The 20,005-nt window shown below is 42.0% G+C and carries 22 protein-coding genes and 3 pseudogenes; 16 read left to right on the forward strand and 9 right to left on the reverse strand.

Annotated features, from left to right (window positions below; translation table 11 throughout):
- The 6 genes and pseudogenes from FZC79_RS13465 to FZC79_RS13485 all read right to left on the reverse strand — a co-directional run.
- Positions 1 to 125, reverse strand: a 125-nt coding sequence (locus FZC79_RS13465; protein WP_353733611.1) for a helix-turn-helix domain-containing protein, incomplete at its 3' end; no start/stop codon positions are given.
- Positions 126 to 278: 153 nt separating this feature from the next.
- Positions 279 to 1,019: pseudogene (locus FZC79_RS13470) on the reverse strand (DDE-type integrase/transposase/recombinase); the annotation flags it as partial.
- A 217-nt stretch (positions 1,020 to 1,236) separates the two neighbouring features.
- A pseudogene (locus FZC79_RS24075) lies at positions 1,237 to 1,575 on the reverse strand (helix-turn-helix domain-containing protein); the annotation flags it as partial.
- Complete coding sequence (locus FZC79_RS13480) at positions 1,470 to 1,997, reverse strand: DUF6431 domain-containing protein (RefSeq protein WP_353733612.1); 528 nt, start codon at positions 1,995 to 1,997, stop codon at positions 1,470 to 1,472. The gene FZC79_RS13480 and the pseudogene FZC79_RS24075, both read right to left, overlap by 106 nt.
- Entirely contained in the window at positions 1,978 to 2,187 is a 210-nt protein-coding gene (locus FZC79_RS23190) for a hypothetical protein (protein WP_148948309.1), read from the reverse strand. The genes FZC79_RS13480 and FZC79_RS23190 overlap by 20 nt, the downstream gene beginning before the upstream one ends.
- A gap of 1 nt (position 2,188) precedes the next feature.
- Positions 2,189 to 4,744, reverse strand: a pseudogene (locus tag FZC79_RS13485) (DEAD/DEAH box helicase family protein); the annotation flags it as partial.
- A 95-nt stretch (positions 4,745 to 4,839) separates the two neighbouring features.
- Here FZC79_RS13485 and FZC79_RS13490 point away from each other — a divergent pair.
- Genes FZC79_RS13490 through FZC79_RS13505 form a run of 4 tightly spaced genes read left to right on the forward strand, consistent with a single transcriptional unit; the run spans position 4,840 to position 6,489 of the window.
- Positions 4,840 to 5,355, forward strand: coding sequence for a hypothetical protein (locus FZC79_RS13490; protein ID WP_148947298.1), 516 nt, complete (start codon positions 4,840 to 4,842; stop codon positions 5,353 to 5,355).
- Positions 5,356 to 5,375: 20 nt separating this feature from the next.
- Positions 5,376 to 5,771: a hypothetical protein gene (locus FZC79_RS13495; protein WP_148947299.1), complete on the forward strand. Its 396-nt coding sequence runs from the start codon at positions 5,376 to 5,378 to the stop codon at positions 5,769 to 5,771.
- Between the two features lie 35 nt (positions 5,772 to 5,806).
- Positions 5,807 to 6,142, forward strand: a complete 336-nt coding sequence (locus tag FZC79_RS13500) for a hypothetical protein (protein ID WP_252183327.1) — start codon at positions 5,807 to 5,809, stop codon at positions 6,140 to 6,142.
- 41 nt (positions 6,143 to 6,183) lie between these two features.
- On the forward strand, positions 6,184 to 6,489 hold the full coding sequence (locus FZC79_RS13505) for a nucleotide pyrophosphohydrolase (RefSeq protein ID WP_148947300.1): 306 nt from the start codon (positions 6,184 to 6,186) through the stop codon (positions 6,487 to 6,489).
- A 127-nt stretch (positions 6,490 to 6,616) separates the two neighbouring features.
- Here the strand turns inward: FZC79_RS13505 and FZC79_RS13510 are convergent, their stop codons facing one another.
- Both FZC79_RS13510 and FZC79_RS13515 read right to left on the reverse strand, forming a co-directional pair.
- Entirely contained in the window at positions 6,617 to 6,814 is a 198-nt protein-coding gene (locus FZC79_RS13510; RefSeq protein ID WP_148947301.1) for a hypothetical protein, read from the reverse strand.
- A gap of 32 nt (positions 6,815 to 6,846) precedes the next feature.
- Positions 6,847 to 7,227, reverse strand: a complete 381-nt coding sequence (locus FZC79_RS13515) for a hypothetical protein (protein ID WP_148947302.1) — start codon at positions 7,225 to 7,227, stop codon at positions 6,847 to 6,849.
- A 196-nt stretch (positions 7,228 to 7,423) separates the two neighbouring features.
- Here FZC79_RS13515 and FZC79_RS13520 point away from each other — a divergent pair, with 196 nt between their 5' ends.
- The 4 genes from FZC79_RS13520 (at position 7,424) to FZC79_RS13535 (ending at position 10,064) form a co-directional block, all read left to right on the forward strand.
- Complete coding sequence (locus FZC79_RS13520) at positions 7,424 to 8,653, forward strand: GNAT family N-acetyltransferase (protein WP_148947303.1); 1,230 nt, start codon at positions 7,424 to 7,426, stop codon at positions 8,651 to 8,653.
- A 112-nt stretch (positions 8,654 to 8,765) separates the two neighbouring features.
- Complete coding sequence (locus FZC79_RS13525; protein WP_148947304.1) at positions 8,766 to 9,080, forward strand: ArsR/SmtB family transcription factor; 315 nt, start codon at positions 8,766 to 8,768, stop codon at positions 9,078 to 9,080.
- A gap of 84 nt (positions 9,081 to 9,164) precedes the next feature.
- Positions 9,165 to 9,593: a DMT family transporter gene (locus FZC79_RS13530; protein WP_148947305.1), complete on the forward strand. Its 429-nt coding sequence runs from the start codon at positions 9,165 to 9,167 to the stop codon at positions 9,591 to 9,593.
- A 12-nt stretch (positions 9,594 to 9,605) separates the two neighbouring features.
- Positions 9,606 to 10,064: a DMT family transporter gene (locus FZC79_RS13535; RefSeq protein ID WP_148947306.1), complete on the forward strand. Its 459-nt coding sequence runs from the start codon at positions 9,606 to 9,608 to the stop codon at positions 10,062 to 10,064.
- 390 nt (positions 10,065 to 10,454) lie between these two features.
- Here the strand turns inward: FZC79_RS13535 and FZC79_RS23195 are convergent, their stop codons facing one another.
- The gene (locus FZC79_RS23195; protein WP_187442779.1) at positions 10,455 to 10,622 is read right to left on the reverse strand and encodes a hypothetical protein; all 168 of its coding nucleotides are present in this window, start codon (positions 10,620 to 10,622) and stop codon (positions 10,455 to 10,457) included.
- A gap of 425 nt (positions 10,623 to 11,047) precedes the next feature.
- Here FZC79_RS23195 and FZC79_RS13540 point away from each other — a divergent pair, with 425 nt between their 5' ends.
- The 8 genes from FZC79_RS13540 (at position 11,048) to FZC79_RS13575 (ending at position 19,735) form a co-directional block, all read left to right on the forward strand.
- A complete protein-coding gene (locus FZC79_RS13540; RefSeq protein ID WP_148947307.1) occupies positions 11,048 to 11,542 on the forward strand; it encodes a hypothetical protein in 495 nt (164 codons plus the stop codon).
- 123 nt (positions 11,543 to 11,665) lie between these two features.
- Entirely contained in the window at positions 11,666 to 11,962 is a 297-nt protein-coding gene (locus tag FZC79_RS13545; protein ID WP_148947308.1) for a hypothetical protein, read from the forward strand.
- A gap of 180 nt (positions 11,963 to 12,142) precedes the next feature.
- Positions 12,143 to 12,364, forward strand: a complete 222-nt coding sequence (locus FZC79_RS13550) for a hypothetical protein (protein WP_148947309.1) — start codon at positions 12,143 to 12,145, stop codon at positions 12,362 to 12,364.
- A gap of 613 nt (positions 12,365 to 12,977) precedes the next feature.
- Positions 12,978 to 13,466, forward strand: coding sequence for an STAS domain-containing protein (locus FZC79_RS13555; RefSeq protein ID WP_148947310.1), 489 nt, complete (start codon positions 12,978 to 12,980; stop codon positions 13,464 to 13,466).
- Positions 13,467 to 14,186: 720 nt separating this feature from the next.
- Complete coding sequence (locus tag FZC79_RS13560; RefSeq protein WP_148947311.1) at positions 14,187 to 15,470, forward strand: extracellular solute-binding protein; 1,284 nt, start codon at positions 14,187 to 14,189, stop codon at positions 15,468 to 15,470.
- 318 nt (positions 15,471 to 15,788) lie between these two features.
- On the forward strand, positions 15,789 to 16,751 hold the full coding sequence (locus tag FZC79_RS13565) for a carbohydrate ABC transporter permease (protein ID WP_215727438.1): 963 nt from the start codon (positions 15,789 to 15,791) through the stop codon (positions 16,749 to 16,751).
- 21 nt (positions 16,752 to 16,772) lie between these two features.
- On the forward strand, positions 16,773 to 17,606 hold the full coding sequence (locus tag FZC79_RS13570) for a carbohydrate ABC transporter permease (protein WP_148947312.1): 834 nt from the start codon (positions 16,773 to 16,775) through the stop codon (positions 17,604 to 17,606).
- A 347-nt stretch (positions 17,607 to 17,953) separates the two neighbouring features.
- Positions 17,954 to 19,735 carry a glycoside hydrolase family 66 protein gene (locus FZC79_RS13575; RefSeq protein ID WP_148947313.1) on the forward strand — a complete coding sequence of 594 codons (1,782 nt, stop codon included), beginning with the start codon at positions 17,954 to 17,956 and terminating at the stop codon, positions 19,733 to 19,735.
- Positions 19,736 to 20,005 lie beyond the last annotated feature (270 nt).

Consider the following 20,005-nt stretch of genomic DNA (forward strand, 5'->3'; position numbering starts at 1 on the left):
TCTGCCGTCTCCGAAGGAGATCTCTTAAGGTGACGATATACAGTCGCCCTGGACACCCCCAGCTTATCTGCTACTTTGGTTTTACTGAACCCTTTCTTGAGTAACTGCTGTATTTCCATATACATTTCCCACTTATCCACCTTTTCTCAGCCCTCCAATGATTTACAAATCAAACCATCATCATACAATGGAAGGGCCATATATTTTACTGGTATATTAGGGTAAATAAGTGTTTCATCTTATCTAGCAAAAACTGTCTACTTTAGTTTAGCAGTCACACGGGCATATAGAAGCCGGGTACCTAACTTGGAACAGGTTCTGGCCATCCATTTCGTCCGGTACTGCTTACCGTTATCAAAGTAAACACTTTCAGGAACCCCATGCTTTCTGACAGCTTCACGAAAAGCATCTTCAACACAACGAGCATCAAGCATAGGATAGAATGCCACATGAAGTGGAAATCGAGTCGCGTCGTCTAAAAAAGCTACCATATATACCTGTTTTTTCGTACCGTTCGGTCCAATCGGTAAATAAGGTCCGTATTTAATATCAGAATGCCATAAAGCATTCCGACAACGCTTCTGAAAACGTCGGACAGCTCCAGATGTTTCATGATACATCTTCATTTGCCGTGAACTATAACCACGTTTTGCGAGACGCTCCTGCAGTGTTGATCGTTTCAGTATACCTTTTTCTACAAGGCCATCCCACTCGAGGATTTGAATAATGGAGGCAATACTCCTACTTGGCACTTCACGTCTCAGTAAAATAGCCTGTTCAAGCACTTGATCCTGTAATTCTTCTGGAACTGAACGATAAGGTTTTTGTTTTAAACCCTCAAAGCCTTTTTCCTTAAACTGCGAGATATAGCGTCGAATGGTGCGTTCTGAAAGTCCGTGCCTCAGACAGATGGGCTTGAGGAGGCGGAAGAGAAAAGGAGGAGAAAAGGAGGAAGAGAAGAAAGGAGAAAGAAGGGGAAAGAGAGGCGGGGCCGGGGCAGCGGCGGGAGGTCGCTCCATTGTTAACACTCAGGGGTTCTTGATAATTGAAGTGTAAATCATGGAGAAGCGGACAAAAACGCAGAACGGGTATGTATCCAAAAAGGAGGAGGGNGCCATCCCACTCGAGGATTTGAATAATGGAGGCAATACTCCTACTTGGCACTTCACGTCTCAGTAAAATAGCCTGTTCAAGCACTTGATCCTGTAATTCTTCTGGAACTGAACGATAAGGTTTTTGTTTTAAACCCTCAAAGCCTTTTTCCTTAAACTGCGAGATATAGCGTCGAATGGTGCGTTCTGAAAGTCCGTGCCTCAGACAGATTTGCTTGATGAGTCTTCCTCGCCCCTGCTTATCCAATTCTTCATCTAATAACGGCGCAATCATTTGAAAGCGATTCGTTGCCTTTTCATCTGCTTTAGTTCTATCCATTGTTAACACTCCTTTTTTCTTGATAATTGAAGTGTAAATCATGGATAAGCGGACAAAAACGCAGAACGGGTATGTATCCAAAAATGATGATTTGCAACTGGATGGACAATTTTCCCCAGCCATCCACTTGCTGTGCCAAACCATTGTCCAATTCGTTTATGTACAGGCAACAGACGACTGGACAGGTCGACCGTTGGGGTCTCATTCTGCTCAAATTGAATCAGTAAGGATTGAAGAATAAACAACCAGTAATCAATCAAAGTAGAAAACCATTTCCTCCACCCGTAAATCGTAGATTCATCCGCTGCCACCGTCAGGTGGGCTGTTTGAAAAATGGTTTCCTCAATGACATCTGCAGCGTATCGTTTATATGGGATCATTAAGTCAGGAAGCTCGTGGTGAATCTTGTTGCACTGCTGGCAACGCAGCCTCCTGATGATAAACGTTCTGGCCATGCCTCTCTCATCTTTTAACTTTCTCTCCCTTGAACCAATGACCTTGAAGTCCTGATGATTACAACAGGGACAAGGAACCTTTTCTGCACATTTAATAAAAAACGCTTTTATCGGCGGATTCCACTATGATATAATCATTTACAACAATCATATTGTTTGAGGGACGTCTTCCGTCGCGCCACTGGTAATGGCCGGCATAATGGAAGGCGTCTTTTCCTTTCTTCAGGGTGATTAAGGACATTATATCCGTCAATCCCCGGACAAACAATACCGTCAACATATGGACGTTTTTAGACAGCATTAACAGAAGAGAGTCCTTCTTTTTCAGGATGGGCTTGGTAGAAAGAGTAGTAGAACATGTTCAGCATCAGTTCTTCTTCTTTTCCGTTGGCTTCTCCTGTTTCCATATAGCTTCTTATAAACTCCAGCAGCTTTCTTGAATTGAGATGGAAGAGGCTTGGCAACCGTTTGGTCAGCCAGGTCTCGTCTTCATAGGTGAAATCTTCAGCAAGACCCGCCTCTACTAGTAGCCGTGAAAAGCTTCGGTCCCTGTTTCCTCCATAGCAATCATAGAGATCCAGGTGATAGTGCTCTAGGAAACTTTTCAAGGAGACAGGTTTCCCGGTATCGTGTTCAAAGGTTTTTAATTTGGCTACCAGGTTTCCTTTGGTATTGGCGCCTGCCTTGATGTTTCGCAGGATGTAGTCCTTCGCTTGTTTTTCCAGCTGGACGAAGCAGCCTTTTGGCAGGTTGAAGAATCCGTTTTCGACATAGTACTGAACGGAGTGCTTTGATTTGCCGATCAGGGCTCGCAGTTTTTCTTCGTATGAATAGTTGCGGTGAGCTTGTCCGACGAAATCCAGGACGGTCAGGCATTCTTTGTCTTCTGATAGGCGAAGGCCGCGTCCTAGCTGTTGCAGGAAGACGGTCATACTTTCGGTCGGGCGCAGGAACAAGACGGTATTGATTTCCGGGATGTCGATTCCTTCGTTGTATAGGTCGACGACAAAGATGAACTTGATTTCTCCTGAGACGAGCAGCTGTTGAGCTTCCTGACGGGTTTTTCGGTCCGTTCCTCCATGTAATGCGATAGAGGGGATGCCGGATTTGTTAAAAAAGTCGGCCATGTACTGAGCGTGGGCAATCGATACGCAGAAGCCCAGTGCTTTTACATCGGTGATATCCGTGACATACTTCTGCACGCTTTGAACGATTTGCGTGCTTCGAAGGTCATTGGACGTATAGATATTTTCGAGTTGCTTGGTGTCATAGCCGCCCCTCGACCATTTCAGGTTGGAGAGATCGACGGTATCGGTGACGCAGAAATATTGAAAAGGACTTAAGAGCTTTTGGTTGATCGCTTGTGTTAACCGCATTTCGGCTGCGATGTGATCATCAAAGTAAGAGAGGATGCTTTTTCCGTCCATCCTCTCCGGGGTAGCGGTCAGTCCCAGGAGAATCTTCGGGTGATAATGGTTCAACAGCTTTTGATAAGAGTCTGCGGCCGCATGGTGAAACTCATCAACGATAATAAAATCGTAGTAGCCGCTCTCGGTATGTTGATGAAGCTCCTTGCTGTTAAAGCTTTGGATGCTGACAAATAAGTGATCGAGAGAGTAAGGCTGTTGCGTTCCAACAAGCATGTCCCCGAAGTTCGGTTCACGTAATATCGCGCGAAAGGTGTTCAGACTTTGTTTTAAAATTTCCTCCCGGTGAGCGACGAAAAGCAGCTTGGCCTTGCCGCCGTTTGCTTTCCTGAAACGTTTGTAGTCAAAAGCAGAGATGACGGTTTTTCCGACCCCGGTTGCGGCAACCAACAAATTTTTATAACGATGATGAACTTCCCGTTCTGCCTGCAGCTTTTCAAGGATCTCTTTTTGGTAAAAGTAAGGCTGGATGTCAAAGAGATAGTGAACCGATTCCTCCGCGACTTTACTTTTTTCCAGGGCGAGCTTGAGTGTCTGGTTGTCTTCCGCATTCTCTCCGTTGAACAGTTTGAACTCCCTGTCATTCCAATAGCTTTCAAAGGTGGCTTCACATTTTTTGAGAACATCAAAGGAATCCTTCTCGGTTACTTTCACATTCCACTCGAGACCGGAAGTCAGCGCGGGATTGGATAGGTTGGAGGAGCCGATGTACGCCGTGCTGAAGCCTGTGTCTCTTTTAAAAAGATAGGCCTTGGCGTGAAGTCTTGTCCGCTGCACGTCATATGAAATACGGATTTCGGTGTTGGGAAGCTTGCTCAGCTCCTGAATCGCCTTGAAGTCCGTCGCTTCCATATAAGAAGTCGTGATGACACGAAGCCTGCCGCCACCCTCCGTGAATGTCTTCAGTTCTTCCAAAATGATCCGCAGGCCGCTCCACTTAATGAAGGAGACGAGCATATCGATAGAGTCAGAGGAGACGATCTCCTTCTTCAGCTCACCCAGCATGTTCGGCTCGTAGCTGGAACCGGTGAATAACGAACTCTCGGAGATAGGGGTCACAGGACGGATGACTTCCTGTTTCCCGATGCTGCGGACGGAATTCATCTTAGAGTAGATATGGGTAAGGACTTGGCCTTCTTCAGAGATTCGCAGTCTCTCAAATTCCTGCCGATCCAATCGCTGGCTGAGAATGTCGATGATTTCATTGCAGGTCTCAATTTGTCTGAGGAGAGCCTGCTGATCATTCCGCTCCTCATCGCGGACAGCTTTCAGAGCATTCCTGGTAACCGAGCTGATGTAGGAAGACAGGACCTTTCGAGCTTCCTCCACATCCAAAGGGGTCTTGCCGATATCAAAATCCAGGTCGGAGCCTGCAAGCTCTTCCTGAAGTTTTTCCGTAATGATTTCTTCGTAGATTCCTTGTTTAAGCATGATGGGGATCCTTTCCTAATATATGGTTTTATTTGGTATAATCATAATAACATAGATAGGGTTAAAATCGTGCAGACGAACAGAGGAGGGGCCCCATGCTAAAGAAAATCTTAGAACTCTCAAACCTTGAGACAACGATCAGCTTAAGACAAAAAGAACTATTGGAGTTAGAAGAAAAGATAGAGGAAAAGAAGAGGGTGTTGAAACAGTTAAGCCGGAAAGCTCGCAAGTATGAAGAATACAACGCTGCTGAAAAAGAGGTTGCTGTATCTGTAGCGCTTGAAGCGGAGCCTGTTAGTGTTAGTGAGAAGAAGATAGGAGTAATTGCCAGAACGGATTTAGTAAGGCTGCTGGAGAGTGGGCGTGTTCCACAATCCGTGATAGAGAGTTTGAAGGATCAAAGATATTCAAAAGATACCTTTGATCTGAATTTCCCTTTGCTCAAGGAGATAACAGACATGGGGAAGATGGATGAGCTAGGGAAGGATCATACTGGGCGGAATCGGTATTATGCTAAGCCTATAACAATACAGGGGAAGAAGTATTTGGTATGTGCTCAGTGGTATGACAGGAGTAAGGCTAAGTTGGTTCGGTGGATTGGGAAGTATTAAAAAAATTTAGGGGGATAAAAATGGAAGCACTAGATTGGGATTCAGATCAATATAAATTATTTTCTACTACAAATATTGAAAACAGGGTTAATGCCGATAAGTTGTTTTTAAGCTTTCTTATAGAAGTTGAAAAGAGCCAGTTAGACCTACGAAAGGTGTTCACTATTAAAGAAATTATGATGTTTATCCCAAGAGGAACTGCAGGGATAAACAAGTATGCTACATACGGTTTTTCTTTTATGAGTATGTTAAGCACTCAAAAGAATAGGGACTACTTCATATTTGATAATCCAGGAGTCAGAGACGAATTTACTGCTAGTTGTCAAAGTAGATTAAGAGATAATTATTATTGGAAGAAGCATTACTTAGGTCAAAGAGTAAGGATCAACTCCAAATACTTAACCAATTTAGAGTAGAATGAAGAAATAACCCATACCAAGGAGATGATGATGTGGAAGAGCTAGTGAAAATCCTTAAATTACATAATTTCGACGTGATACACGAAACAACTAAAGCAATAGAGTTTGAGAACATAGACACAAAGGAATTGGTGTACTTGATGCCTAACAAGGAAATATCCCTGGCATTAAACCCTGAGACTGTAGAAAGTTCAATATTGCTAAAACATATGACGAAAGGTTTCACTCATAGTACAGCATTAAAGAACTTCCCTAAAAGAAAAAATACCGGGGAAACGCCAATTCCGTATGGATATGCTTTTAAATTCCAATCAGTTGATGAACTATCCTTGTTTTTGAGAGAGTTTAACTTACTTATTGCTGAATAATCCATAAAGATAAACCTAATTAGGAAGTAGAGGAGAACCCCATGCAAAACCTAACAAAAGAAATCCTAAAATTCCGAGACGACCGAGGCTGGAATCACGACCACCGGGAAAAAGACCTGGCAATATCAATCGTCCTTGAAGCGAGTGAGCTACTGGAGAACTTTCAATGGAAAACAAGTGAAGAGGCTGCTGCGGATTCCAGACAGAATATCAAAGAAGAAATGGCGGATGTGCTGATCTATTTAGTCCAGCTGGCTGATTCACTGGATGTGGATCTAGAGGAAGAGGTTTATAAGAAGCTTGAGAAGAACAATATTAAGTACCCCGTAAAGGCAGAAAAACGATAGAAACGAAGCCTGTCCAGCGAGCCCTACAGGATGAAGATGTGGATAGTTTAAGATTCCATTTTAAACATATGAATATTTTAACTATAATAAAAAGCTTGGTATGTTTTCCAAGCTTTTTACCTTTCATCTAGTTATCTTTACCTTTTTTAAATTCCTCATACTCTCCCCAAACTAAATAAACTATCCCTGCAAATAGCGAGAGTAAGCTGGCGTTACTAAGGGTGTCCCCAACATCAGCTTGCCACATGGCTTCAGTTATGTATTTAATTGATATTAAAACTGTTGATAAGGCGAAAAATGATATCCCCGCACTTCGTCTTCCCATATGTAATCACTCTCCTAAGATCTTTTTAAAATTCACGGTTGATCTTCTGTATCCATTAAAGCTTTCATTTCTTCGTCAGGTATTTCTTTCACATTCAGGACATGCAGTTTTTTTGTGCCTGGTGAAGTTTCGACTAATATATTTTTATCTTCGTATTTTAATAGAGTAAACTGTTTAATTTCAGACGGGGAATCCACACTATCTTTTATTAGGTGGAATTCTTCCTCTGTAAAGTTCCCTTGGTACTCTTCATAAACAATCTCTTGAGCTTCATTAAAGTCATCAGCAAACGCAAAATGCTGGTACAGCTCAAGCGAGTCCTTGGGAGTATAAAATACTTCATAATACGTTATGGCAAGGGGTATTAACATAACCAGGAAAATTAATAATGTTCTTTCTTTCGTTAAATTCATATAATCCCTCCCAATGTCTCCTATTATCTTAGGCTTAATAAGATGACTATGTAAAGGGGATAAGGATAGGAAAGTTCCTCTTTTTTAAAAGCCAGAAGCTGAATTTGGTGAATAAATCCTTTGAAAATTATGTTAATGTGGTTAGATGAAGAAATCACCATTTTTATTGAATTAGTAAGTGTTATAGGAGGATTGGATGGAAAAACAAATCAGAAAGATAGCCGGGAAGGATTATGAGAAGTTTTGCAAGCTCGCCAATTCAGCATTTCCAGGGTTGAATGCTGATAAATGGCTGGAAAACCACATTGAAGAAACAACTAAAGAGCGTTTATTTGGTTTGTTCAAAGGCGATGATGTGGTAGCGGGAATGAGAACGTTTGATTTTGAAGTGAACTATTCGTCTACACCGATCCGTGCAGGAGGAGTCGGTATGCTTGCGGTTGATATGCTTCATAAAAAAGAAGGAAATGCCTATCAGCTGCTGCAGTATTTTCTTCAGATGAATGAAGAGGCAAATGCCAATCTTGTCATGTTACACCCGTTTAAAGTAAGTTTTTATAAAAAAATGGGGTTTGGAATCGGCACAAAGAATTATCAGTTTTACATAAGTCCAGGAGAATTTCCTGACTATAAAGAAAAGGGGCACTTAGTAGAATTAGGTGTGGAAGATAGGGAACAGGTCCTTGATTGCTACAACAGGGTCTATTCGCGAACACACGGGATGACAAGAAGGTTTCCTTTTGAAAGAGAATTGAACCGGCCTTTTTGGTTTGGAAGGGTAATCGGTTATGTCGACGAGGGAAAAGTGAAAGGCTATTTTGTGTACAGCATTGAAGAGAAAGATTTAATTATTCACGAACTTTTCTTTGAGTCGCCACAAGTCCTGAGGGAAATTTCAACGTTTCTGCACAGCCAGTCCGATCAAATCAAACGTGTGATACTGAACTCTAATTCTGATGAACTTTTACATTTTGTAAACTCTCCAGAAAGCGGGGAAACGACCATGGCTGACTTTCCTTCCGCCACTGACAATAAACACGCAGCAAATGCAGGAATCGGGGTCATGTACAGGATCATCAATAGTGTTAATTTCTTTAAGGACCTCCAAGAGAAGAATCATCAGTTCAATCCTGGCGTTACACTGGCCGTTAAATTTTCTATTCACGATGAGTTCTATCACTCGAATTCTTTGCCATTTATAGTAACCTTTGAAAATGGAAAAATCGCCGAGGTAAAAGAGAAAGGTTCTTATGATGTGGAAATTAAAATGGATATTGCTGAGTTTTCTTCTATGGTAATGGGCGTGGAAAATGCTTATTTCTTTTTAAGATGGGGACTGATGGATATCTCAAATGAAAGTTATAGCAGAGTGATCAATTCACTTTTTCAAACAGATCAAAAGCCTGTTATGGTTAAAGCTTTTTGATGATCTTGTCATTTTAAACATTGCCTGAGAAGGAGGGACAAGGAACCTCCTTCCCCCGGTATTCACTCCCGCTGATTGACATATCGAAAAAACTCGATATATAATATGAACTATGGAACCAATCGATGTATTCAAAGCGTTATCCAATCAAACCAGACTAAATATATTAAAGTGGCTGAAGGAACCGGAGAAGCACTTTCCTAAGCAAGGCGCTCACCTGCCCAAGGAGGTAAGTTATAAAGGGGGAGTGTGTGTAGGTGATATTCAGGAAAAAGCGGCAGCTTCTCAATCTACGGTCTCTCACTACTTAACCATGATGCAGAAAGCAGGGCTTCTTGAATCTGTCCGTTACGGCCAGTGGACGTATTATCGAAGAAACGAAGAAGCCATTCGCCAGTTTGCTGAATATCTTGGCACAGAAATCTGAGATGGTGGATTTCTGTTTTTTTTGCGGCAGTATATCGATTTTTCTAGATATTTAAAAATAAAGAAATCAGGAGGGATTTATTCCATGCGTTACATTGCATATATATTAGCACTGCTAGCGGGGGCAGCGCTTAGCTTTGAAGGAGCGATTTACGGTGAGCTAGGAAAGTCGATCGGAAAGCTCGAAACCAGTTTTTACAATTTCTTTGTGGGCTCGATCATTCTCGGTTTGTTATGGCTGTTCTTTGGGAAGGGTAAGCTTTCTCATGCTGCCGAAGCCCCTAAATGGACGATGCTTGGCGGTGTCCTTGGGGTTGTCTATTTAACTTCCATAGTAATTAGTGTTCCGTTTGTTGGTGTCGGAATCACGATGGTGGCGGTCATTATCGGCCAGTTGGTCATGAGCATGGTGGTAGAACATTACGGCTGGCTTGGAAGTAAGAAATATCGAATCAATAAAGAAAAAATATTTGCGGTGGTTTCGATGATTATTGCACTTGTTTTAGTTTACTAGGAGGTATGAAAAGTGGGGATATTCATGATTTTATTCACCTTTTTAGGTGGTCTTACATTAAGCGCACAGTCGGCTATTAATGGTACATTCAGCCGTAAAGCAGGAACGATCGAAACGACACTATTAACTTTTCTGACGGGCACCATGTTTCTAGCCATATTCATTCTGTTTTTCGGTCGGGGAAATGTGCTTGCTATATTGGAAGTGCCTAAATGGCAGTTAAGCGCAGTCTTTTTAGGCGTGATGTTTTTACTCTTTATTGTCGCGGCCGTTCCAAAAATCGGGGTGATTGCGGCCAATATCACCGTCATCATTGGTCAGCTTGTAATCGGTGTCGTTATTGACCATTTCGGCTGGTTCAATAGTTTAGTGATTCCCTTGGATATGAAACGTTCCGCAGCGCTGGTGTTTATGATGATTGCGCTGTATTTCATTTATAAAGGAAATAAACGCGCCAGTGAAGAAGTTTAAGGGAACTGCCGGCCAGGTGCAAGACCTGACCATGTAAAGCCTGTTTAATTATCCTGCACTTCAATTCTATCAGTCACTTGGATTCGTAAACACAGGCGAGTTGTTAGAGGACAGAGAAGGATAAAAGCAAGACGGAACCCTTCAATATACAGCGATATTTTACTAAGGTAAAGTAATGTAATAAGGTTTTTTATGGGGGTATGATTATGTGGATTTTATCACTGCTTATTGTAGTCGGTATCGGGACAATTGTGGGTTTTTTAAAATAGCAATCACAACAAAATAAAAGAATTATTGAGCTGCTAGAGGAGATAAATCAAAATAATAAGTAACAAGGAGGCAATAACCGAAGACCAGTTAATGATGTCGTCTTGTTCAACAAAGGGAAGCTCATCCGGAATAAGGATGAGCTTCTTTTTTTGTTTCATTTTCTTGAGTAATACTCCAGATTTTGAAATAATTGGTATTAAGATAGAGAAACAGGTTTGTAAAAAAGAGTACCTTATCAAGAACCGCAGCAGACGATAAAATTCCTAATAAGGTTAAAGTGAGTCCCATTATAAACCTCCTAGTAGAATACTGTAGGTTCTCAGCCTTAAAGTTTTGAAACCTTATTCTTTTGGCAATCGTCATACCACTGCATGGAATTGTTCACCACGTGTACAAAATTTATCATTGGGGAGGCGGTTGGTTGTGGAGATCATGATAGGGGTTTTCATTACGGTTTTGCTGCTCTTTTTCTCTTCTTTGGAACTTTGGTATGCGCCAGATAATAGTTCGTTATTTAAGAACTTTAGAAAGAAACTTATGATTATTCTTCCGGTGTTTTTATTATCTTTTGTTCTCTATTATTTATTTCTTGCGTGATTACCTGTTTAATTGCTGATCAGTTTTCTTCAAAAAAACAGCTTCTTCGACTGACAAGCTTCACCCTTAAGAAATTCAAGATTGATGCTAAGGCAGCTGTGAAGGGAGATGATGGTTTGAAAAATATAATTGGTATTGTTCTGTTTCCACTTCTGCTTGTCGGCTGTAACAGTCCTGAAACGATGGAAGAAGTCTTTCATGATGAAATGGAAGATAATAAAGATATTGACGAGTACAAGGTAGTAGAGAAAGTGGAAGAAGATAATATTATTATTTTTACTTCTCATACAGAAGATGATGTTTACAACAACCACCATCCAAAACTTGCACACTTTACAAGATCTGATGACAAATGGTTATGGAAAAGAACCAATGTATGTCCTTTAGATGAATGGAGTGGCAACCTGGATGGAGAGTCGCATTTATGGTGTGGAACTTTAACTGAACCAAGACATGAGAAAGTTATTGTCGGCGATGCAGAAACGAAAATGATCGAATTGGACGATGGTGTTAAAAGGGTTTGGTATCACTTTGGTAAAAACATTAACATAGATATTAAAGTGATATTAACAGATGGTACCCAAGAATGGCTTAAAGAAGCGGAAAATTAATTTTGAACTATAACTGGGGCATTAGTTTATATGCAGCCGCCGTTTGTGCAAGTAAAGGGTCAGCATAGTTGAACAAGAAATTCGGCAATGAAGTGTATTTGTTACTGAAAGGAGATGTATTCTATGAACTTTCTTTTATTCATTTTATCGATTTTTGTTTTGTTGTTCGCCTTGAGAAAGGTCTCTATGATTAAATATTCCAAAAGACATTCTGTTTTTAAAGATGTTCAACAAAATGCAAAATCATTATTATGGGGAGTTTTAGTGATTTCAGCAATTATATTTATTCCTTATCAAATTTGGGTTTTAACTGGAGAGCCGCAAAACTTTGGTGCAGTATATATTATCGGCGGAACGGCTCTTTTAACAATAGCTCTAAGTTTTATTTTTTATTATAAAAGTGCTGTGAGATATAACTAACGGTTTCGTTTGCCGATGAAGCAGCCGCCCTTTACTCAAGTAAAGGGAAGGCTAATGGAACAATCCGAAACAAAACCAATGGAGTTTCCGTCTAATTATTAGGATTAGCTGTTATTTAAAAAGAGATGAAGTGTACATAATCCAGCGTACTATCGATACAAATGAAGAAGGGGTATATTTATGGAGGAAAAGACCAACGGAAAAGCAGTTTCTTCAATTTTACTTGGTGCATTATCAACTATTACACCCTATATCGGCATTTTTCTTGGTGTAGTTGGATTGGTGGGTTCTTTCATCGCACTAAGGGAAATTAAGCACAGTAGGATTAGCGAGGGAGTACATCAAAAAGGTGAAAGCATAGTAGCAATCGCAATAATACTTTGTATCATTGGGATATTATAAATTTAATTCTATATATCACTCTAATCAAACTGGTGAGTTTACTGAACACGCTGCCTTTTGTTCCAGAAAAGAGCAGGTTAGTTGAATAGAAAAAAGTTCAAATAACGTACAAGACAAAGTAGGTGTAAAATATGTTTTACAAATATTATGCTGGGATTTTTAACTGGAATATTTCTTAATTACTATTTGAACTATATGGACGAAAACATACAATAGCTATTCTGCTAACGAGGTCCTTAATCGAAGAAAATTGAATAAAGACATAAGTACCCCGATCCATTAGATCTGGAATTGCTACTGTTAAATGCAATAATCTTCTGCTATTTTGGATATGATATGGAAGTCCACCCATAACGAACCCCCTTGCCATCGTGTAACAACTCCTTAAGCTGAGAATTCAATCCAGCATTTTCTCATGTTGAGATCACCAACACGATTAAAATTGGATAACGCAGGGCAGGAGCTGATATTAAAGGAGACCCCTGCTCTGGAATCCTCTAGTTGTGATTCATTGGAAAAGCCGTCTCTTTTACAAAGAGTGATATTGCTTACCCACAATTCCCTGTCAAAATGGTATACTAGTCCTAACTAAGTTTTAAGAGGTGTAAATGAAATGAGCGAGTCACAAACTCCCGAAGAGGAAATTCGTCAACTGAGGGAAAGAGTAGAGGAATGCGAAAAGCTGATCGATGAACTTTCAACTCCGATTATTCCTTCCATTATTCCTGAAACGATGCTGGTTCCATTAACAGGGTCGTTGAATGAGAAACGGTTGGATAATATTCAAAAGAAAGTTTTGTTCAGCATCCAAAAACAAAAGGCAGATACCGTTCTGATTGATTTTACGGGAATCAGCCATTTAGAGGTTGAAGAACTGGGCCTGCAAAACTTGATATATCGAATAAGCGAGCTTCAGGCTGGATTGAACCTAATGGGCGTGGAAACAATCTTCGTAGGCTTCAAACCGAATTTTGCTCATGAAATGGTCATCTCCGGAGTGGACACAAGCAAGTTCATCACACACGCAACCTTCCGAGATGGTCTGAAATACCTGATGAGTAAAAAAGGGCTGGAGTTTATAGAAACGGCACCAGCCAAGTAAAGAGGGACCATTATCTTTCAGAGATGATGGTTCTTTTGTTGTGCTCTTTTCTAAGGAATTGCTGCATTTATTGTTGATTACCTCCCTCTATCCTTTTATAACGGAGGGTTGGAGCGGAAATCCATTACTCTTATACAACAGCAACCATTGAAGAAAATCTCTTTTTATGAGGGAAGCATTTTAGAATTAAGATAGATTAGATTACAAATGGTTAATGGGGTGTTAACCATTTTGAGATTAGCCTGCTTATAAATGTAGATGGTGTCAGCGAAGACAATTATTAATACTTCATTCAGGGGTTTTAGTTTTATTATAAGTTCACCTCGCTTTCTATTACCTGAAACAGATTGAAGCGGAAGGTGTCAGACCTCCTGCGGGACTAGCGGGACAGATGAGACCCCACAGGCGAAGCCGAGGAGGCTCATCGCCCGCCCCGCGGAGTCGGGCACCTGGAGCGGAAATCAAACCCATTTAAACCGCATGTTTAATTCCTATGTTACTTACCTCAGGTGCTGTCTTCTCAAAGCCGGAAAAGCTTAACCAACCCAAAAGGTGTCGTATATCTCTACAAAAGAGAAATACGACACCTTTTTACGTGTGGAAAAACAATCCTGTAAAAAAACAGTGTAATATAAAACACCTTTTACAAAATGTAAGCGGTTTTATATAAAAGCGCTTTCAAGGAAAATAGAGTTAAATAAAGGGAAGGGGTTAACAAAAATGAAACTATTAAACAAGCTGGTTGCGGGAGTTGGGATTTCGACGATGCTATTTGCTGCAGGATGCAGCGGAGGTTCGACTGAATCAGGCTCAAGTAGTGAAGGCAGCAAAGATAAAGTGGTACTGGATTACTGGCACACTTACAGTGATCAAGAAGAGGTCATCTTGAACGATGAGATCAAGCCTTTGTTTGAAAAAGAATATCCGAACATCGAGTTAAAATTGACGCGTATGCCATATGAAGGCTTGAAACAGCAGGTTGTTGCAGGTGTATCAGGCGGAGAAGCTCCGGACTTGATGCGTATGGATATCGTCTGGGTATCTGAGTTCGCCAAAATGGGTGCTCTTCAAGACCTAAGCGAGTTTGACGGATTTGAAGAAGTAAAGAACAGCGTGTTCGAATCACCGATGGCAACGAACATTTTTGAAGGAAAGTATTACGGAGTTCCTGTTAATACAAATACAAAAATTGCTATCTATAATAAAGAATTGCTTGAGAAAGCAGGCTACACTGAAGCTCCTGCAACAATGGATGAATTAGTGGACGCTTCTGAAAAAGCAGTAAAAGGTGGAGCAAAAGGCGGTATCGGAATCAGCGGAAGCTTCTCATGGGCCTTCCTTCCATACTTCTGGAGCTTAGGCGGAACAATGACAAATGAAGATTATACAAAGTTTGATGGATACTTGAACAGCCCTGAAAGTATTGCAGCTGTTGAAGAAATCGCTAAATGGGAAAAAGACGGTCTTGTAGCACCTACGATTCTTGGTGGAGAGCCTGGCGCATGGGACGGTATGAAGAACAATGAATACCTGATGATCGATGATGGCCCTTGGTTCTACAGTGTCCTGGCTAATGAAGAAGGCAGCAAGTTCAACCCTGAAGAAGCAACTGTCAGCGGATTAATCCCTTCAGGCCCTGGCGGCAGCAGCTCTGTTATCGGTGGAGAAAACCTTGTAACATTTGCTGGTTCCGACCATCCGGAAGAAGCATGGACTTTCGCAAAATGGATGCTTACAGATGAGCCGCAAAGAATCATGGCTGGTGTAGGATTGATTCCGACAAACAAAGAAACTGCGAACGATTCTGAAGTTATTGAAAACCCAATCGTTCAAAAATATGTAAAACAGCTTGAAACGGCATTGCCGCGTACTCCAATCCCTCAATGGTCAGAAGTTGAAGCGATCATTAACTTGAACTTCGAAAAAGTGATCCGCGGGGAAATGGGAGCTAAAGAAGCAATGGATGATGCTGCGAAGAAAGCAGATTCCTTACTGCAGCAATAAACACTGACAAGAGAAGATACTCGCCAGGCGCCTTGCCGGTGCAGTATCTTCTTTCATTAAGGCTCTTTTCGTAAACTTTGTTGAAAAGCAAGCTGATTGCAGAGAGTTTTTATAGGCTCTTTTCTAAAAGATTGTCGCTTTAAATGCTGTTTTACCTTACACCCGTTTACGTAGGTGGAGCGGAAATCCACTGCTTTTAAACAGCCACAATCATTGGAAAAAGAGCCTTTTCAAAAGAGCAAGGAACAACTAACGCAGATATCAAGGTCAACAGGTTTTGCGAAGAGAGTCTTTACCAATAGTGAGGGGGGAGCAGGGGTGCTACCTAATTTAAAAAACAATAATAATCAAGACGTCGTGATGCTCGATAAGAAGCCGATGTCCAGCAGAGTAAAAAAAGGTTTTAGACAATGGCTCCAGGTTCTTCCGTTTCTGTTTTTAGGATTAGCGGGTGCCAGCATATTTGTCGTCTATCCTCTAATAAAAGGAATTGTCATGAGTTTTCAGGATTACAACATCATGCCTGGTGCCGAAAGCCCGTTCGTCGGCTTGGAGAACTACATGAAGGCATTTTCCGATCCTGCTTTCAGATACGCAGTGCGAAACACCTTTTTGAATACAGTCGTCACGGTGCCGATCAACTGGTTCCTCGGACTGTTCTTTGCCGTTTTGATTAACATCCAGTTCGTTAAATACAAGATTACCTTCAGGACTCTATACTATCTTCCTATCATTACTTCCTGGATCGTTGTCGCTTTCCTTTTCCGTTACTTGTTTGCTGATGGAGAAAACGGATTGATCAACTATCTTCTTGTGAACGTTGGAATTGTGGATGAGCCGATCAGCTGGCTGCAAAACCAATGGACAGCAATGATTGTTATCTGGTTGTTCCATATTTGGAAAACAGTCGGATGGACCGTTGTCATTTACCTGGCAGCTCTTCAAGGCATTCCGAAAAATCTTTACGAAGCGGCAGCGATCGATGGAGCAAGCGGCATCAAGGCCTTCCGTTTTGTCACAATCCCAATGCTTGGGCCAATCACCGCCTTTGTTATCATCAACCTTGTCATGGGTGCGTTCAATATCTTCCCGCAGGTGTACTTCATCACCAATGGCGGACCTATGGGGCAGACAGAAGTACTGCAGAGCATGATCTACAAGCAGGCTTTCAATAACTTCAACTTTGGTTATTCCTCAGCCCTGGGTGTAATGATGGGATTAACGATCTTCCTCATTACGTTGACGCAGCAGAAAAAACTTGGAAGACAGAGGTTCATGTAACCAGAGGAGGAGGTTTTACAAATGAAGGGAAACATTTTTTCGAAAATTATCGTTTATGCGTTTTTGATATTCGGGCTTCTCATTTTTATCACACCATTCATTTATATGCTTATGACCACCTTCATCGGCGAAGCGTATTCACTGCCTCGGCCGCAGGAGGTATTTACCGCAGTACCTAATCTGGAAAACTATGAAACAGTTTGGAACAAGAATAACTTTTTCCGTTACTTCCTGAACAGTTTGCTTGTCGCGGGTGTTGCGACAGTCGGAAGCGTGTTTTTAGGCGCCATGACAGCTTACGCCTTTGTGCGCTTCACTTTTCCAGGAAAAGAACTACTGTTCAGAATGTTTTTGTTCACCATGATGATTCCTCTTGTATTGGCAATCGTTCCTCAGTTCACGGTTATCAAGAGCCTGGGGCTAGTGAATACGTATTGGGGACTATGGCTTCTGTATATCGGCGGAGGGGTAGTAGGATCAACCTTCTTCCTGCGCGGATTCTTTGAAACCGTACCGAAAGAATTGGAAGAATCCATCTTGATGGACGGCGGCGGAAACTGGACGATCTTCAGAAGGATCTACCTTCCGCTATCCAAGCCGGCACTCGGAACAATGGCGATCTTCGCCTTTTCCGGAACATGGGATGAGTACTTTGTCGCGTTAACCATCATTAAAGACGAAGCAATGAGAACCCTGCCGATTGCCCTGATGATGTTTCAAGGTAAATACGCAAGCAACTGGTCATGGATATTTGCAGCTTCCATCATTGCCATCCTGCCAGTTATCTTGATCTACATCATATTCCAGAAAAAGTTCGTCCAAAGCGGCGACTCAGAAGGCGCTGTCAAAGGTTAAATTTTTCAGGCTCTGTTAGTTAATATTGTTGTCATAAGATATTTTGGGTTCAGTTACGGGTTGATCAACTTGCTGCTTCTTTTAATCTAGCATCAAAATTAGTAACAAAAGTTGATAGGTCCAGTGTGCAATGGATTCTCATTTCTTCCGCATATGTTGACTGAAGCGGAGGGTGTACGATCTCCTGCGGGACTAGCGGGACAGGTGAGACCCCGCAGGCGAAGCCGAGGAGGCTCAACGCCCGCCCCGCGGAGTCGGACACCTGGAGCGGAAGTCAACATACCCTTTAAAACAACAGTATTTTTTGACAGAGTCTTTTTTTAAAAAAGCAGATTAAGGAGACTTTCATGAAAAATCAAAAGAAATTAGCGTTGGTGTTAAGTGTAGGTTTGGGATTGAATGTATTGGCGGGCTGTACGACAAATGAACCCGTGTTTCAATCGGCCACAATCGAGTCTGGAGAATGGGTGAGTTCCCTGAACACGGATAAAGCAGCTTATGCTCCCGGAGATAAAGTGAAATTCACCCTTACCCTGCAGGAAAAGGTGAAGGAAGGCAGCCTTCTTATTCAATATAAGCACCTCGACGACCAGGTAGAAGAACAGGAAGTAACATTGTCTGACTCCCAGGAAGTTACGTGGGAATGGACTCCTGAGAAAGAAGACTTTAAAGGATATATGGCAGAGGTGTATGTGAAAGACGGGAAGGATGTCGTCGATCACCAGAATATTGCGGTCGACGTTTCATCCGATTGGAGTAAATTCCCGAGATACGGTTATCTCGCCGACTTCTTTGCGATGGAGGAAGGCGAACAGGAAGCCATTATCGACAAACTGAACCGTTTCCACCTCAATGGCATTCAATTTTATGACTGGCAGTTCAAGCATGAGAAGCCGTTAAAGATGGAAAATGGAGAGGTTGCCCAAACGTGGCCGGACATCGCCAACCGCGAAGTCTCAAAGAAAACCATCGAAAAATATATAGAGCTGGCTCATGAAAAGAACATGAAAGCCATGAACTATAACTTGTTATTCGGAAGCTATGAAAATTTTGAAGAAGAAGGGGTCAAAAAGGAATGGGGAATCTTCCGTGACCCTGACATGGATGACCAGGATAAGCATCCGCTTCCTGAAAACTGGGCCAGTGACATCTACTTAATGGACCCTTCAAATGAAGAATGGCAGACACACCTGATCAATGCAGAGAAAGAAGTATTCGATCATTTGAATTTTGACGGCTGGCATGTCGATCAGCTTGGCGACCGCGGTGTTTTATGGAACGGACAGGGCAAAACCATCGATCTTGCTCAGACGTATGTTCCATTCCTTGAACGGGCAAAAGCCGAATTGGATGTGGACTTTGTCATGAATGCTGTGAGCCAATATGCGCAGGGGTATATTGCCTCCCAGGCACCGGTGAACTTCCTGTATTCAGAGCTTTGGGATGGACACACCACGTATGACAGCTTGAAAAAAGTAATCGATCAAAACTCAAAGTACAGCAAGGGTGAACTGAATACCGTGCTGGCGGCGTACATGAACTATGATTTGTCCAACAGCAAGGGTGAGTTCAACGCACCTGGCGTACTGCTGACAAACTCGGTCATCTTCGCATCAGGCGGCGCCCACCTCGAACTTGGGGAGAACATGCTGTCAAAAGAATATTTCCCGCACAAAAATTTAGAAATCACGGATGAATTGAACGACCAGCTCACAAGCTATTATGACTTTACAGTAGCGTACGAAAACCTGCTTCGCGACGGCGCGGAGGAAGTGGAAAAAGAAGTGAGCATCGAGGGCCAGGAAGTAACAGCTTCCCCTGAATTGGGCGCGCTTTGGAGTTTTGTCAAAAAGAAAGACAAACAAGAAATCATCCAGCTCATCAACTTCACGGATGCTGCCTCGATGGAGTGGAGAGACAATGATGGTTCCCAGCCGGAGCCTTCTGTAAAAGAAGAACTGAAGGTAACCATCAAAACAGATGGAGATGTCGACAAAGTCTGGACAGCATCACCGGATCTCTATGAAGGTTCCGCCATGGAACTGGAATTCAAGCAGAAGGGTGATTCGCTCGAATTCACATTGCCGTCTATTAAATATTGGGATATGGTAGTGGTAGAATATAAATAAACTATATTTTTTGTTTTGGTAAAAGGGTGTTATTGGGAGTTGGACTTTCGGGGCGGGCAATGGCCGCTGTTCCGGGTGTCTTGTCCTGGGTTGGGTAACCAACGGGGAAAATAAGGGGAGATTTTCCCCTTAAGTGCAGATTCTACCTCATTTTAAGGGTGAATAAGGGGAGTTTTTCCCCTTATATGAAAAAAAGCCCCTGTTTTCTAGTGGTTTGAGTCAAATAAGGGGAATTTCTCCCGCTATTTCAGTGATTTTCGGCGTTATTTT

Origin of the sequence: Rossellomorea vietnamensis, assembly GCF_008180615.1 — a bacterium.
Classification (GTDB): domain Bacteria; phylum Bacillota; class Bacilli; order Bacillales; family Bacillaceae_B; genus Rossellomorea; species Rossellomorea vietnamensis_D.

Excerpts from the sequence above, each read along its gene's own strand:
- FZC79_RS23190 (WP_148948309.1), bottom strand. The coding sequence starts at position 2,187 with ATGCTGTCTAAAAACGTCCATATGTTGACGGTATTGTTTGTCCGGGGA.
- FZC79_RS13490 (WP_148947298.1), top strand. The coding sequence starts at position 4,840 with ATGCTAAAGAAAATCTTAGAACTCTCAAACCTTGAGACAACGATCAGC.
- FZC79_RS13495 (WP_148947299.1), top strand. The coding sequence starts at position 5,376 with ATGGAAGCACTAGATTGGGATTCAGATCAATATAAATTATTTTCTACT.
- FZC79_RS13505 (WP_148947300.1), top strand. The coding sequence starts at position 6,184 with ATGCAAAACCTAACAAAAGAAATCCTAAAATTCCGAGACGACCGAGGC.
- FZC79_RS13510 (WP_148947301.1), bottom strand. The coding sequence starts at position 6,814 with ATGGGAAGACGAAGTGCGGGGATATCATTTTTCGCCTTATCAACAGTT.
- FZC79_RS13515 (WP_148947302.1), bottom strand. The coding sequence starts at position 7,227 with ATGAATTTAACGAAAGAAAGAACATTATTAATTTTCCTGGTTATGTTA.
- FZC79_RS13520 (WP_148947303.1), top strand. The coding sequence starts at position 7,424 with ATGGAAAAACAAATCAGAAAGATAGCCGGGAAGGATTATGAGAAGTTT.
- FZC79_RS13525 (WP_148947304.1), top strand. The coding sequence starts at position 8,766 with ATGGAACCAATCGATGTATTCAAAGCGTTATCCAATCAAACCAGACTA.
- FZC79_RS13530 (WP_148947305.1), top strand. The coding sequence starts at position 9,165 with ATGCGTTACATTGCATATATATTAGCACTGCTAGCGGGGGCAGCGCTT.
- FZC79_RS23195 (WP_187442779.1), bottom strand. The coding sequence starts at position 10,622 with ATGGGACTCACTTTAACCTTATTAGGAATTTTATCGTCTGCTGCGGTT.
- FZC79_RS13545 (WP_148947308.1), top strand. The coding sequence starts at position 11,666 with ATGAACTTTCTTTTATTCATTTTATCGATTTTTGTTTTGTTGTTCGCC.
- FZC79_RS13550 (WP_148947309.1), top strand. The coding sequence starts at position 12,143 with ATGGAGGAAAAGACCAACGGAAAAGCAGTTTCTTCAATTTTACTTGGT.
- FZC79_RS13555 (WP_148947310.1), top strand. The coding sequence starts at position 12,978 with ATGAGCGAGTCACAAACTCCCGAAGAGGAAATTCGTCAACTGAGGGAA.
- FZC79_RS13560 (WP_148947311.1), top strand. The coding sequence starts at position 14,187 with ATGAAACTATTAAACAAGCTGGTTGCGGGAGTTGGGATTTCGACGATG.
- FZC79_RS13570 (WP_148947312.1), top strand. The coding sequence starts at position 16,773 with ATGAAGGGAAACATTTTTTCGAAAATTATCGTTTATGCGTTTTTGATA.
- FZC79_RS13575 (WP_148947313.1), top strand. The coding sequence starts at position 17,954 with ATGAAAAATCAAAAGAAATTAGCGTTGGTGTTAAGTGTAGGTTTGGGA.